General features: G+C 64.8%; 11 protein-coding genes and 1 pseudogene. 6 read left to right on the forward strand and 6 right to left on the reverse strand.

The annotated features are described in order from the left end of the window. Positions 1 to 221: 221 nt before the first annotated feature. From QM712_RS16395 to traC, 3 genes and pseudogenes are all read right to left on the reverse strand, one after another. Positions 222 to 1,568, reverse strand: a complete 1,347-nt coding sequence (locus QM712_RS16395) for a TIGR00730 family Rossman fold protein (RefSeq protein ID WP_415024157.1) — start codon at positions 1,566 to 1,568, stop codon at positions 222 to 224. A gap of 168 nt (positions 1,569 to 1,736) precedes the next feature. Then, a pseudogene (gene traD / locus QM712_RS16400) lies at positions 1,737 to 1,943 on the reverse strand (type IV conjugative transfer system coupling protein TraD); the annotation flags it as partial. 4 nt (positions 1,944 to 1,947) lie between these two features. Continuing rightward, a complete protein-coding gene (gene traC / locus QM712_RS16405) occupies positions 1,948 to 2,208 on the reverse strand; it encodes a conjugal transfer protein TraC (RefSeq protein WP_415024158.1) in 261 nt (86 codons plus the stop codon). Positions 2,209 to 2,457: 249 nt separating this feature from the next. On the opposite strand from traC, the gene traA reads away from it, so the two are divergent. From traA to QM712_RS16425, 4 genes are read left to right on the forward strand one after another with little or no spacing between them, the layout of a single operon-like run. Further along, entirely contained in the window at positions 2,458 to 5,778 is a 3,321-nt protein-coding gene (gene traA, locus QM712_RS16410; RefSeq protein ID WP_415024159.1) for a Ti-type conjugative transfer relaxase TraA, read from the forward strand. Between the two features lie 47 nt (positions 5,779 to 5,825). After that, positions 5,826 to 6,308, forward strand: coding sequence for a conjugative transfer signal peptidase TraF (gene traF / locus QM712_RS16415; protein WP_415024160.1), 483 nt, complete (start codon positions 5,826 to 5,828; stop codon positions 6,306 to 6,308). Between the two features lie 19 nt (positions 6,309 to 6,327). Continuing rightward, a complete protein-coding gene (locus tag QM712_RS16420; RefSeq protein ID WP_415024233.1) occupies positions 6,328 to 7,455 on the forward strand; it encodes a conjugal transfer protein TraB in 1,128 nt (375 codons plus the stop codon). Positions 7,456 to 7,467: 12 nt separating this feature from the next. After that, entirely contained in the window at positions 7,468 to 8,079 is a 612-nt protein-coding gene (locus tag QM712_RS16425; protein WP_415024161.1) for a TraH family protein, read from the forward strand. Positions 8,080 to 8,119: 40 nt separating this feature from the next. Here the strand turns inward: QM712_RS16425 and QM712_RS16430 are convergent, their stop codons facing one another. Further along, complete coding sequence (locus QM712_RS16430) at positions 8,120 to 8,758, reverse strand: DUF4755 domain-containing protein (RefSeq protein WP_415024162.1); 639 nt, start codon at positions 8,756 to 8,758, stop codon at positions 8,120 to 8,122. A 414-nt stretch (positions 8,759 to 9,172) separates the two neighbouring features. On the opposite strand from QM712_RS16430, the gene QM712_RS16435 reads away from it, so the two are divergent. Then, positions 9,173 to 10,354, forward strand: coding sequence for a PrnB family protein (locus QM712_RS16435; protein WP_415024163.1), 1,182 nt, complete (start codon positions 9,173 to 9,175; stop codon positions 10,352 to 10,354). Between the two features lie 68 nt (positions 10,355 to 10,422). Beyond that, positions 10,423 to 12,162: an FAD-dependent monooxygenase gene (locus QM712_RS16440; protein WP_415024164.1), complete on the forward strand. Its 1,740-nt coding sequence runs from the start codon at positions 10,423 to 10,425 to the stop codon at positions 12,160 to 12,162. Between the two features lie 271 nt (positions 12,163 to 12,433). Here the strand turns inward: QM712_RS16440 and QM712_RS16445 are convergent, their stop codons facing one another. Together QM712_RS16445 and QM712_RS16450 are read right to left on the reverse strand one after the other, a co-directional pair. Continuing rightward, entirely contained in the window at positions 12,434 to 12,859 is a 426-nt protein-coding gene (locus tag QM712_RS16445) for a type II toxin-antitoxin system VapC family toxin (RefSeq protein ID WP_415024165.1), read from the reverse strand. Next, positions 12,856 to 13,113: a FitA-like ribbon-helix-helix domain-containing protein gene (locus QM712_RS16450; protein WP_415024166.1), complete on the reverse strand. Its 258-nt coding sequence runs from the start codon at positions 13,111 to 13,113 to the stop codon at positions 12,856 to 12,858. Before QM712_RS16450 ends, QM712_RS16445 begins: the two co-directional genes overlap by 4 nt. Between the last annotated feature and the right edge of the window lie 464 nt (positions 13,114 to 13,577).

Genomic DNA, 13,577 nt, shown 5'->3' on the forward strand with positions numbered 1-13,577 from the left:
CATTCCGAGGAGCTTCCCGTTGTGCGACAAGGTCGACAGGGAAGGACGGAACAAGCCGGAACGCGAGCCGGGTAATTAACGGGGTCGGCGAGGTGGGCATGTCGCGTGGCAGCCTGTCAGAGACAGGCCGATCGACGCGAACGCAAAGGCGGAGAGGCACTGCGGGCCCGGTGCTGTCGCGCGCCAGCGGACTCGGCGAGCCGCGGTCCGATACGCCGCACTCACGACTGCACCATCAACATGCTGAGAAGGCGATCGAAGCGCGCGAGGGCGGCACGCGCCCCGTCGATCGCGCGCGCGTCTTCATCGTCGGACAGCGACAGCGCGTCGACCGCGCCGGCGAATGTCTTCCAGGGAAGAGAGCGGCCATCCGGTGCGGCCGCGAGATGGCGTGCGCCGAAGGCTTCCGACAGCCCGAGCTCATCCGCTCGCCTCAGCAGAAGCGCCGCGCCGAGCTTGGCGCCCTCCGCGACATAGAGCCATCCGATGGCCGTCGGCAGATCGGCGTCCACGAGGCGGTCGAATTCGCGATCTTCTTCAGCGATCGCCGGCGCGAGGCCGAGATCGGCCAGGTCCCTTTCGAGCAAATGCAAGCGCGCGCTGTTGGCGAGGCCAGGGATCAGCTCGCCGAGGCGCTCGTCCGAATAGAGCGGATCGAGATCGCGATAGAAAAGATGCTGGGCCTGAACGAAGGACCCGTAACGCTCGCGATCAGCGAAAGCGTCAAGGGCCTTAAAGGACTCGTCGAGCTGCGCATGCTGGTCGTCGGTCACGGCGAACAGACGCTTGATGCGACTGGTCTCGGTCAGCACACGATCCGGAAGGGTCTGTTTCGGCGTGTGCGGCTGGAGGCCGAGTGCGAGCAGGGCGTCCCAGGCATCCTGCGGCGTGTCGACAAGACGGAACAGGTTCATGTCCTTGTCGGCAATGTAGCCTTCGTCGATCAGGTGCTGGAAATTGATCAGCTTGGTCCAATAGGCCTTGTCGTAAAGCACGACAGGGCAGGGCGGCATTTTCCCGGTCTGCTGCAAGGTCAGCAGCTCGAACAGCTCGTCGAGCGTTCCGAAGCCGCCGGGAAACACCACCAGCGCCTTGGCGCGCATCGCCAGATGCATCTTCCGCATCGCGAAGTAGTGGAAGAGGAACGTCAGTTCATGCGTCACATAGGCGTTCGGCACGTGCTCGTGCGGGGCGGTGATGTTGAAGCCAACGGTCGGTGCCCCGCTCTCCGAAGCGCCGCGGTTCGCGGCCTCCATGATTCCCGGGCCGCCGCCTGTAGCGATCACGTTGTGCCGGTATCCGCCGCGAGCATGCAAGGCGCCGCCCTGTTCGGAGGCGAGCTTCGCGAAAGCTCTCGCCGCCTCGTAGCGCGCCTCGCCGGGCGCCACCCGAGGCGAACCGAACACAACGATCGTCGAGACGATGCGGTGCGCCCGAAGGGTCTCCTCAGCCTTGGCGTACTCGATCATGAAGCGCGCCCCGCGCATCGCCGGGCTGAGCAGAAACTCGCTGTCCAATGCGGGGAGTCGGTAGGAAGCGGAGGGTGCCTGCGAGGTGGTGTCGGACATGGCTCATCCAGCTTTGAGAGGAAGCAGCTCACTCGGCCAAGTTCAGTATCCGCGAGCGCGAAAATCGCATGATCAGAAGTGATCATCGCGGTCGGGACGCGCGATCTCGGCATCGCCCGTCGTGCCATCGGGGCCTGCGTCGCCGCGGCCGGCGCGATCCTCATCGCGGTCATGGCCGAATGCCTTCACCCCGATCGCCATGAGCCGCGCGCGCTCGGCTTCGTTGCCGCGCAGTCGCTCGGCGGCGTCGAGCAGCACGCCCAGCAACAGGGCGCGCTTCTCGTAGCGCAGCCCGGCCTTGGCGATCAGCCCGCCGAGTTCGATTTTCTCCCGCGTATCCTTCTTGCGGGCGTCGCTGGCGTTGGACCGGCGCATGCGATCAGCCCGGCTCAGCCGCGCCCGCAGGCGCGCCAGACGGGACGGTCGCGGCCGCCTTGCCGCCCCGGCCGCCGGCTTTGCGAAACCGGGCCGCGATCTCCTCGAAGGCCGTCAGCAACGCGCCTTCCTCGATCTCCATCTCACCGAGGCCGGCCTTCAGCGCGATCCGCCCGATCCGTTCGGCTTCGCGCGTTTCGGCCTGCTTCAACTGTTCCTGAAGCCTGGCGATTTCGTCCCTGATCTGTCGCGACGGCTTTTTCATTCCGGAAGACCTTTCCTGTCGTGTTCGGCGCGAAGCGCAGGGCACGAAAGCCCGGGGGAGCGCGGAGCGCGACCCGGGTAATTAACGGGGTCGGCGAAGCCGACGCTTTCAAGGATCATCCCGCCGTTCCGAAGGAGCGGCTCCAAGGGCGCAGTTATACGTCGCTGACGCGACGTTCTGCTTCCGCCCCGAAAGGGCGGGCCTATCCCGACGAACCTCATATTCGTTCACCTCGGGATCGCGCCGGCTGTGGCCATCACGCATTTCACCGTCCAGATCATCGGCCGCGGCACCGGCCGCAGCGCCGTGCTGTCGGCGGCGTACCGGCACTGCGCGCGCATGGAGCACGAGGCCGAGGCGCGGACCGTCGACTATTCCAACAAGCGCAATATGGCGCATGAGGAATTCCTGCTGCCGCCGGACGCGCCGGCCTGGGCCCGCACGCTGATCGCCGACCGATCGGTGTCGGGCGCGGCGGAGTCCTTCTGGAACAGGGTCGAGGCGTTCGAGAAGCGGTCCGACGCCCAGTTCGCGCGCGAGGCGATCATCGCCCTGCCGGTGGAGCTGACGCGCGAGCAGAACATCGCGCTGATGCGCCAGTTCGTGGCGCAGGAGATCCTCGCCCGCGGGCAGGTCGCGGACTGGGTTTATCACGACGAGCCGGGCAATCCCCATGCTCATCTGATGACGACATTGCGTCCGCTGACCGAAACGGGCTTCGGCGGAAAGAAGGTCGTCGTGGTCGGAAAGGATGGCCAGCCCGTCCGCAGCAAGACCGGCAAAATCCGCTACGCGCTCTGGGCCGGCGACAAGGACGAGTTCCTGGCGCAGCGCGCGCGATGGATCGACCTGCAGAACCATCACCTCGCGCGGGCCGGGCTTGAGGTCCGTGTCGACGGCCGCTCCTACGCGGAGCGTGGCATCGATCTCGTGCCGACGACCCATATCGGTGTTGCCACCAAGGCCATCGATCGCAAGGCGAAGCGGCAGGGCAGGGCGCAGGCCCTCGACCGGCTGGCGATGTTCGAACAGAGGCGCGGCATAAACGCCGGCCGCATTCAGCGCCGTCCGGACATCGTGCTCGAGCTCGTCACCCGCGAGAAGAGCGTCTTCGACGAGCGTGACATCGCCAAGGTGCTGCATCGCTACGTCGACGATCCCGGCACGTTCCAGACGCTCCTGCACCGCATCCTTCAGCTTCCGCAGGTGCTTCGGCTGCAGGCGGAGAGCGTCGACTTCGCCACCGGCGGGCGGGCGCCGGCGCGATACACGGTGCGGGATCTGATCAGGATTGAGGCCGAGATGGCGCGGCGCGCCATCCACCTCGCCGGCGGCGGTCGGTTTGCGGTGGCGCCGGCGATCGTCGCCGCCGCGTTCGCGCGCCATGCGAACCTCTCCGCTGAGCAGCGCAGCGCCATCGAGCATGTGACATCCGCAGAGAGAATGGCCACGGTCGTCGGCCGCGCCGGCGCGGGCAAGACGACGATGATGCGGGCCGCACGCGAGATCTGGCAGGCGGCCGGCTACCGCGTCGTCGGCGCAGCGCTGGCGGGCAAGGCGGCCGAGGGGTTGGCGAAGGAAGCCGGCATCCCGTCACGCACGCTCGCCTCCTGGGAGCTGGGCTGGAAGAACAACCGCGATCGCCTCGACGATCGGACGATCTTCGTGCTGGACGAGGCCGGCATGGTCGCTTCCCGGCAGATGGCGCTGTTTGTCGAAACCGTGTCGAAGGCCGGCGCCAAGATCGTGCTGGTCGGCGATCCCGAACAGCTTCAGCCGATCGAAGCGGGTGCGGCGTTCCGCGCGATCGTCGAACGGGTCGGCTATGCCGAACTGGAAACCATCTACCGACAGCGCGCGCCATGGATGCGCGACGCCTCGCTCGACCTGGCGCGAGGCAGGACCGCGCAGGCCCTGTCCGCCTATCGACAGCATGGCCGCGTCCTTGGCTCCGATCTCAAGGCGCAGGCGATCGACAATCTGATCGCCGACTGGAATCGCGACTACGACCCCGCGACCTCGACCTTGATCCTCGCGCATCTGCGCCGCGACGTCCGCACGCTCAACGAAACGGCGCGCGCCAAGCTCGTCGCGCGCGGTCTCGTCGATGCGGGTGTCACCTTCCACACCGAGGAGGGCGTCCGCCATTTCGCAGCCGGCGACCAGGTGGTCTTCCTCCGCAATGAGGGCTCCCTCGGCGTCAAGAACGGCATGATCGGGAAGGTCGTGAAGGCCGCGCCCGGCCGCGTCGATGTCCTGATCGGCGAGGGCGCCGACCGCCGGCGCGTCGAGGTCGAACAACGCTTCTACCGCAACATCGACCACGGCTACGCGACGACGATTCACAAGGCGCAGGGCGCCACTGTCGACCGGGTCAAGGTGCTGGCCTCGCTGTCGCTCGACAAGCACCTGACCTATGTCGCGCTGACGCGCCATCGCGACGACGTCGCGCTCTATTACGGCCGCCGTTCGTTCCAGAAGGCGGGCGGCCTGATCCAGATCTTGTCGCAGCGCCGGGCCAAGGAAACCACCCTCGATTACGAGCGCGGTGCCCATTACCGCGATGCGCTGCGCTTCGCGGCAAACCGGGGACTGCACATCGTCAAGGTCGCGCGCACGCTGGTGAACGACCGGCTGCGCTGGACCGTTCGGCAGAAGCAGCGCCTGGCCGATGCGGCGCTCCGGCTGCGCGCGCTCGGCGCAAAGCTCGGTCTCGTGGACAGCCGCAAACCCGTCATCAACACCAATTCCAAGGAGGCGAAACCCATGGTCGCTGGCGTCACGACATTCCCCAAATCCGTGATCGACACCGTCGAGGACAAGATCCTCGCCGATCCCGCCATCAAGAAGCAGTGGGAGGATGTCTCCAGCCGCTTCCGTCTCGTCTTCGCCGATCCGGAGCGCGCCTTCCGAGCCGCAAATTTCGACACCATGCTGAAGGACAGCGCCGCGGCGACATCGACGCTCGACCGGCTCTCAGCAGAACCTGAATCGTTCGGAGCCCTGCGTGGCAAGCCCGGCCTGATGGCGGGCAAAGCGGACAAGCGGGAACGCCAGCGCGCCGAGGCCAATGTGCCGGCGCTCAAGCGGGACATCGAGCGGTATCTGCGGCTGCGCGCCGAGGCCGAACACAAACACGAAGCCGAGGAGCGCGCCATCCGATATCGCGTTGCGATCGAGATCCCAGCGCTATCGCGCGATGCCCGTCGCGTCCTCGAGCGCATCCGCGACGCGATCGATCGCAATGACCTGCCGAGCGCGCTCGAGTTCGCCCTTGAGGACCGGATGGTGAAGGCCGAGATCGACGGCTTCAACAAAGCGATCGCCGAGCGCTTCGGCGATCGTGCCTTCCTGCCCAACGCCGCCGGCGAGCCGAGGGGGGAAAGTTATGAGAAGGCCGCGGCCGGCATGGATCCGGCGCGCCGCGAGCAGCTGAAGGATGCCTGGCCGCTGATGCGGACCGCCCAACAGCTTGCGGCGCAGGAGCGCACGGCGGAAGCGCTCAAACAGTCCCAGACCAAGACCAACGCGCAGCGCCAGTCGCAACGGCAGGGCCCGACCCTGAAATGACCATGAGACCGCTTCCTGCCGTGATCGTGGCAATCGGCGCCGGGCTGATGGCGGCCATCGCCGGTGCAGGCCTCGCCGGGGGGCTGCGCGTGAACCTGACGCCAAGTTATCCGCGCGGGCTGTGGCGTATTGAGCCGCTCGATCGAGAGCCGACTCGTGGCGATCTCGTCTTCATCTGCCCGCCGGACAATTCGGTCTTCGAGCGCGCCTTCGCCCGCGGCTACATCCGGCGCGGACTATGCGCTGGCGGTCTGAGCCCCTTGATCAAGACCGTCGTCGGCGTCGCGGGCGAAACGGTCTCGATCGGCGAACGCGTCTCGATCAACGGCCGGACGCTGCCCGCGTCCGACGTACGACAGACCGACGCAGCCGGCCGTTCTCTCTCGCCCTTCGCGGGCGGTGTCATTCCCGCTGGCGACCTCTTTCTTCACTCCGACTTCGCAGGTTCCTATGATTCCCGGTATTTCGGCCCGCTCCCGTCGGCGGGCGTTCTCGGCCTCGCGCGGCCACTCCTCACTTTCCGTCCCTAGCGCCGGTCGCACCACGGTGCTGACCGCTGCGGCGGCTGTCGTCGGCACGGTGGCCTGGAGCGGAGACCCGCTCACCCTGCCGCTCGCCTGTGCCTTCCCGGCGCTATGGGCGTTCGCGCCGACGCGGCTCGCTGCGTGCCTGGTCGGCGCTGCCTATTTCCTCGCGGCCTCGCGCGGCCTGCCGCTCGGCGTCGCGAATTTTTACGGCAGCGATTTTGGCACCGGCATCGCCTTGTGGCTCGGCGCCGCGATGGCCTTCGTCGTCGTGCATACGGTGCTGTGGCGAAGGCGGCCGGGAGCGGGGAGGGCGGTCCGGTTTGGCTTGGCCGCGGTCCTGATGAGCCTGCCGCCATTCGGGATCGTCGGATGGGCGCAGCCGATCACCGCGGCCGGCATCCTGTTTCCCGGGTGGTGGTGGTGGGGACTTGCGGCGACCGTCGCCGTCCTGCTGGCGATGGCGACTCCCCGATGGCCGTTCGCCGCGGTCATCGCGGCCGCGTTCTGGGCCTGGTCGGCGACGCACTGGATGGCGCCGCGGCCGCCGGAAGGATGGGTGGGGATCGATACGACCTTCGGCAGTGCGCTCGGCCGGATGCCCGATCTCGATCAATCCGGCGCGCTGCTGGCACGCGTCCGGGCCTCCGGCACGCGTGTCGCGGTCCTTCCCGAGAGCGCGGCCGGGATGTGGACGCCGACGATGAGCGCGTTCTGGATGGCCGGCTTGCGGGGGACCGACATGACGGTGATCGCCGGCGCGGCCCTCGTCGACCGCGAGGGCTACGACAACGTCATGATGGAGAGCACGGGCGCGCGCGTCCGCCGGCTCTATATCGAACGGATGCCCGTACCGGTTTCGATGTGGCAGCCCTGGCTGGCATGGGCAGGGCAGAGCGGCGGGGTGAGGGCCAATGTCTTTAGCAATCCCGTGGTCGAATCCGCCGGGCGGCGCCTGGCGCCGCTGATCTGTTACGAGCAGCTGCTCGTCTGGCCCGTCCTGCACTCGATGCTTCATGAGCCCGATGTCGTCGTCGCGATCGGCAACGATTGGTGGACCGCCGGCACCAGCATCCTCGCCATTCAGAAAGCCAGCTCGCAGGCCTGGGCGCGCCTGTTCGGGCTGCCATTGGTGCTCGCGTTCAACACCTGAAGGAGATTTGGCATGATCGACGCCGCAACCATCCATCGTTGCGCCGATCCGGGTCTCAAGCCCGCGATCGTCGAAAAGTTCATCCAGGCGGTCGGCGTGTCCGACCCGCTTGCCGTCACGGTCCGGTCAGGCAACCGTGTGGTCCTGGTGCCGCCGCCGAAGACGCCGGACGAAGCCATGGAGCTGCTTCGCCGCTACGTTGGCCACGCGATGGTTCGCGTCGGGGTGACCCAATATCCAGCCGGTCTCGGGCTCGCGGACGTCTCAGAGCTCAAGCCCGACCTGGTCGACACCTGCGCCAACATCAAGATCGGCACCGCGCTGTTCGGCAAGGTCTATCGCATCGTCGTCAAATGGTATGGCACGCCGGCGGACCAGGCGTTCGGCGACGCGCTTGATGCCTGGAACACGGGTTATTTCGAGGGAAAGTATGTCTTCGACGCGCCCGAGCCCGACAGGACGCCCGAGCGGGCGCCGCCGAACGAGGATCAGGTCAAGCGCGGCGATGCCGATGAGAAGGCGCCAGCTGCCACCGCGGCGCCGCCGCCGAGCGAACCGGGCGATCCGAACAAGGCTGGCATACGGATCGACCTGAGCGGCATCGGCGTCACCAAGCCGAAATAGCAAAGGGCTGGCTCCCGACCTGACCTCGGCCGGCGAGCGCTCAGGCCCGCTCACGCTCGCTTGCGACATGCAGCTGCAGCAGATCGAACCACCGTATCGTCTGCTTGTCGGTAATCCCGCGGATTTGCCACTCTGGATGCTCTGGGTCGCGCACGCGAATAAACAGGCTGCTTGTCGTGCTGCTGTGGACGCGAACGGTGAGATCCAAAGCCGCCCATTCGAGGTCGCTGAGGGGGTCACCATCGGCACTGCCGTAAAGCTGCGTCGTCCCGCCGAACAGAAAGCTCGACTTCCATTCCCTGATATCGTCGAAGCCATAGACCTTTCGACCGGCCGTGCCGGCCAGGATCAGCTTCCGGTTCTTGCTGTCCAGAGCGATGCCGGATCCGTCGAACCACCCGGTATGGTCGGCCGAAATAGTCTGGCGGACGTAGCTATCGAATGCGATGCGCCGGAGGTGTTTATCGCTGACCCAGATGAACAGCCAGGGGAGGGCGAATGTGATTAGCCCGATCAGCAAGGCGACAGACGGTTCGACGCACAACGCGAGGATGACGACGCCGGCGCACGCCGTCATGATGGCGGCAATGAGCAGCGGTGCCTGCCGTTTCGCTCGCCGTGCGCGGAGTACGAGATAACTGGCGGACATCGTCAGAGCCGCGGCGATCATGATCGCCATGTTCTGTTTGACCCCTCAGTCTGCTGTTCTCGAGATGCACGCCGGCACGTGTCGGGGACGCTAGCCCTCATGAGGGAATTGCCGCCAAGCCGTTGATTGCGACGATCCGGCTGCGCCAGGGCCTTTCCATAAGACCCTCGGCCAGCGCCATCGCGCCGCTCGCACATTGCGCCGATTTCCGCGACGCACGCGCGATTGACAGAGTCCCGACGGGATAACGGGCAAATCGTTCGCGAGCATGATCAGTTCTGATCAAGGTATTTGCGGCTTTTGCTGACTGACTCCGCAGATCGGAGGTCCCGAGACTTTGCCCGCCCGTGAACCGCATCCCGCGGTCGCGATCCCCTCTATCCAACGAGCGCCCATGCCCGTGTCACACATCCGGATCGACGGTCACCCGCAGGCGGTGGAGTAATGCGCGAGCGGGCGGACGCCTTCGACCGATGGATCCGGACGTCGTTCGTCGAACAGAATACCGCGCTCGAGAATCTCTATTTTGCGCAGCCTCATCGTGCCCAGGTGCGCGGCATAGGACGCGAGCTCAAACAACAGCTTCGCGACGAGGGGCACGCTCATATCGTCGGACTGCTGCAAGAGGTCAAAGTCGGTGATGGGTTCGCCGCTGCTTTCGACCTCCTCGGCAATGTCGGAATGTATCTTGGCGCCATGCGCCGGCATGAGCTGACGAATCCGGCCCGTGAGCAACGCTCGCCCTTTCCGGAGGCGTCCGCGCTGGCAATCCATGTCGCCGCGTCGATCGGGATGGTGCCACGGTTCGTTGCCGCGCATCTGACGACTCACAACATGGCGTTCGCCGGCGCGCGAAAAAGCTTCACGGCGCTTTCCGACGAGTCCCTTTTTATCGACGAAAACACGCGGGGCATCCTTGCCTTTCAGAAAGCTGCGGACGCGCTGATCCGGATCGTTCCATTGGGGATCTCCAGTCCCGTGAACGATGTGCTCTTCGATACCGCGAAGCACGCCCTGGCTGAGGCGGTGCAGGCCAATGAACGGTTGCTTGCGCAGATGGACATTGACCGGTTCTTCTTTTGCGTGCGGCCTTACTACAAGCCATATCGGATCGGCCGGCAGGAATACCGAGGCGCCAATGCCGGGGACTTTTCCGGCATCAATGAGATCGATTTGCTGTTGGGACTGTGTCGCGCCAGCGACCCTCACTACGGCCAGTTGCTCCTCGACAAGATGTTGTTCCTGCGGCCGGAGGAGCAGACACGGCTCAGAGAGTGCATGAGCTATCGCAGCTTGCTCGATGAGCTGCTCGCCGTCGCTGATGATCATGCCGCGGCCGATTGGTTTCAGCGGAACGCCCGCTCGTTTCTTGAGGTATGCGATGTGTATGCGCGGACGGCGCGGCAGCACCATGACCTGCTGGTGAAGCGCTTCATCGAGTGTCCTGCAGGCGAGCTCGATGAGCGGGACCTGGAAGGACTGACATCGAGCGGACCGCCGTTGCCGATCTTAATGCGATCGCTGGAGATGCTGCGCGACCTCCGCGCTGCCGCCAACCGCGGCGACCTTTCGACCAGATCTGCCGATCTGGCGAAGCTGCGGACGCTGCTTGGGAGACAAAACTGAACAGACCCGGTCAGCAAAGGCGCTTGTCGCAATCCAATGCCTCGTCAGGGGCCGGAGGGGAGCAGGCATTGATCAATACCGACGTCCTGGTTGTCGGATGCGGTCCTGCCGGTCTCACGGCCGCGCTGGCGCTGGCTCGGCAAGGTGTCCGAACACTTGCCATCTCAAAGCACAGCCGCCTCGCGCTGAGTCCGCGCGCGCATGTCACCAATCAACGCACGTTCGAGATTCTGCGGGATTTCGACCTCGAAGCCAAGGCGAGAGCGCTCGCCACGCCATATTCGCTGATGCCGGATCTGATCTTCATGCGGTCGCTCACTGGCGTAGAGTTCGGCCGCATCAAAGGATTCGCACCGGAACACCAGACAGGACCGAATCGCGACGCCAGCCCCTGCGACCTTGCCGATCTGCCGCAACATCTTCTTGAGCCGATACTGTGTGACGCCGCCCTGGCGCACGGTGCCACAATCCAGTTCAACCGGGAATTCGTGTCGTTTCGGCAGGATGCCAATGGCGTGAGCGTGGATGTTCGCAATCGCGTTACGAACAAGGTCGAACGCATCCGCGCACACTATCTGATCGGTGCGGATGGCGCGCGCAGCAAAGTCGCGGAGGCGCTGGGTCTGCCTTTCGAAGGCGCGGGACTCATCGGCGGCAGCCTCAACATTTTGTTCGAAGCGGACCTCGGCGCTTACGTCGCGCACCGTCCCGGACTGCTCTACTTTCTCGTTCGCACGCACGCTGATCCAGATGGCCCAGGCCTTGGCATTTTGCGTTGCATCAAGCCCTGGACGAGCTGGCTGATGATCAAAGGCTATGCCGTAGGCACAAGCACCCCCTCTCTGACCAGCGGCGAGGCCGCGAGCGTCATCCGCGACTATCTCGGCACGCCGGAACTCGAGCCGCATGTCACGGCCGTCGATCCATGGTCAATGAATGCGTTATACGCACCCCGCTATCACAGCGGCCGCGTCTTTTGCGTCGGCGATGCCGTGCATCGCCATGTGCCGTCCAACGGGCTGGGCTCGAATACGGGTATCGAGGACGCTTACAATCTTGCCTGGAAGATCGATGTGGTTCTGAAGGGACGGGCGAATGCGACCTTGCTCAACAGCTACAGCGAAGAGCGGGCGCCGATAGGAAGGCATGTTGTCGAGCGAGCGACCAAGAGTCTGGAAAGCTATATGCCCATTCTCGACGCGCTCGGAGTCCTCGGACAGCCAAACGACGGCGATACCATTGCGGACATCACGGCGACCGCCCCGGACGCGCTGAGCCGGCGCACGGCCTTGCGCGCAGCGATCGGGCAAAAGGTCTATGAATACGGCGCGCGCGGCGTCGAGCTGAACCACCTTTACCGTTCAGATGCGGTCCTGGTGGACGAGGATCGCGCGTCGCGCAACGTCGACGACATCGAGCTGAACTACCAGCGGACGTCGGCGCCCGGCGCCCGGCTGCCGCACGCCTGGCTGCAACGAGATGGCCGCAATCTCTCAACACTTGATCTCGTCGGGCAGGGGGCCTTCACGGTTCTGACGGGCATCGGCGGAGACGCCTGGATCACGGCCGCCGCGAACGCCGGGCGTCTGCTCGGTATCACGATCAATGCCGTCGCGATCGGCCCCGGTCTGGACGCGACCGACCTCTACTTCGAGTGGGCCGACAGGCGTGAGATCGCAGAGGACGGCTGTCTGCTTGTTCGCCCCGACGCGCATGTTGCCTGGCGGTGCAGCAGCATCCGGGCAGTGGATCCCCAGCAAGTCCTGCTCGAGGCACTCCGTCGGATTCTCTGTCTCGACGACCTGTGAGGGCAGGCGTCACGCGCGGTGTGCGACCGCTGCAAGCCGCTGCGCCGATCTGACCCTATTCGTGCTCACCGGCAGCGTCGCCCCGAAGGAATTCGATAAGGTCCGCAAGCGCAATCTCCTCACATTCCAAATGAGCCAACAACTGATCTCGAGAAACAGCGGGGAGGAACGGAGGCTGTTTGTCCATCTTCGAGCTGATGGACGGAGCGGTCGGCGTTCTTGAGCGCTTCAGAATCAGGACATCACACGGCACTACGCTCAAATGCGCGCGTTACAAAGGCGCTTCCCAGGGGTTCACGGTGGTTAGCCCGGCCGCTACAAACGGGCTTGTGTCGCGAGTTGCCACCATGAGGCCGCGGGACGCCGCGGTGGCAGCGATGTAGCCGTCCGCATTGCCGATCGCCTTACCCGCCGCCTTCGCCTGCGCCATCAGATCTGCATAGGCGCGCGAGGCATCGAGATCGAAAGACAGGACTCGATCCTCAAACAGTGGCAGCACGTCTTGCTCCAGTCGGAGATGCAACGTCTCACGACGTTTTCCGGCCGGCAGCGCCGCGATTCCGAAGCGAAGTTCGGCGACAGTGATGGCAGACAGGTACAGCGTATCAACCACCTGCGCATCGATCCATTCGAGCACGTGCGCATCGGGCAGAGGCTTCCAAGGCTCGGAGATCACATTGGTGTCGACAAGGATCATTCGAAGCTAATTGGTTCGGCTGGCGTCTTGTTGCGGACGCGAGCGAAATGCTCCGCCTCAGCGTCGGTCAAACCTCCTGCCTCGCGTCCAATGGCCGCCAAGAGCGAGCCGAGCTTGACCCGATTGGCGGGGCGCACAGCGCTTTCGAGGATTTCGCGCATCTCGGCTTCCGTGCTGTGGCCATGGTGCGCCGCACGGACCTTGAGGGCGCGATGCGTCTCCTCGGATAGATTGCGGATGGTGACGGCTGGCATGACGATATCACCGTTCGGTGCGTTGATGGCATTGATAGCAATATAGGAAAGTTGCCATCAGTTTGCAAGGAAAAGGGCTGCGACCGCTACCTCCCTTGTTGGCGTCGATCATCGAGACAAGTAACGGTGTGACGGCAGCCCAAAGGCGAACGTCATAATATTTAGCGAGGAAAAGAGCTGAACTCCAATCCGCTGATCACGGTGCCGTCGCCATCACAGGCGAAGGCAGAGGTCTTAAAATTCGATTCGCATAATTCGTTTTATGGAATGTAACCCGTTGATTTTATTATGAAATATGACGCTCACCGAAGAGCGCCCCGGACAAGATCCTGTTTGTTCTCCCAAGCCACCACTGCATCAGCCCGCCATGCGTCATTTTTACCGATCGTGCGTAGGAGACATATCGCGCGCCGGTGGCTAGCGCCTGGGCGGGCCGCAATCTATAGAGAGCACAAGGCAGTACG

It is taken from the genome of Bradyrhizobium sp. (assembly GCF_047605465.1).
Lineage (GTDB): Bacteria > Pseudomonadota > Alphaproteobacteria > Rhizobiales > Xanthobacteraceae > Bradyrhizobium.

Bases quoted from the DNA above. Each gene is read 5' to 3' on its own strand.
- QM712_RS16395 (WP_415024157.1), bottom strand. From the start codon at position 1,568: ATGTCCGACACCACCTCGCAGGCACCCTCCGCTTCCTACCGACTCCCC.
- traF (WP_415024160.1), top strand. From the start codon at position 5,826: ATGGCGGCCATCGCCGGTGCAGGCCTCGCCGGGGGGCTGCGCGTGAAC.
- QM712_RS16425 (WP_415024161.1), top strand. From the start codon at position 7,468: ATGATCGACGCCGCAACCATCCATCGTTGCGCCGATCCGGGTCTCAAG.
- traC (WP_415024158.1), bottom strand. From the start codon at position 2,208: ATGAAAAAGCCGTCGCGACAGATCAGGGACGAAATCGCCAGGCTTCAG.
- QM712_RS16450 (WP_415024166.1), bottom strand. From the start codon at position 13,113: ATGCCAGCCGTCACCATCCGCAATCTATCCGAGGAGACGCATCGCGCC.
- QM712_RS16445 (WP_415024165.1), bottom strand. From the start codon at position 12,859: ATGATCCTTGTCGACACCAATGTGATCTCCGAGCCTTGGAAGCCTCTG.
- QM712_RS16435 (WP_415024163.1), top strand. From the start codon at position 9,173: ATGCGCGAGCGGGCGGACGCCTTCGACCGATGGATCCGGACGTCGTTC.
- QM712_RS16430 (WP_415024162.1), bottom strand. From the start codon at position 8,758: ATGGCGATCATGATCGCCGCGGCTCTGACGATGTCCGCCAGTTATCTC.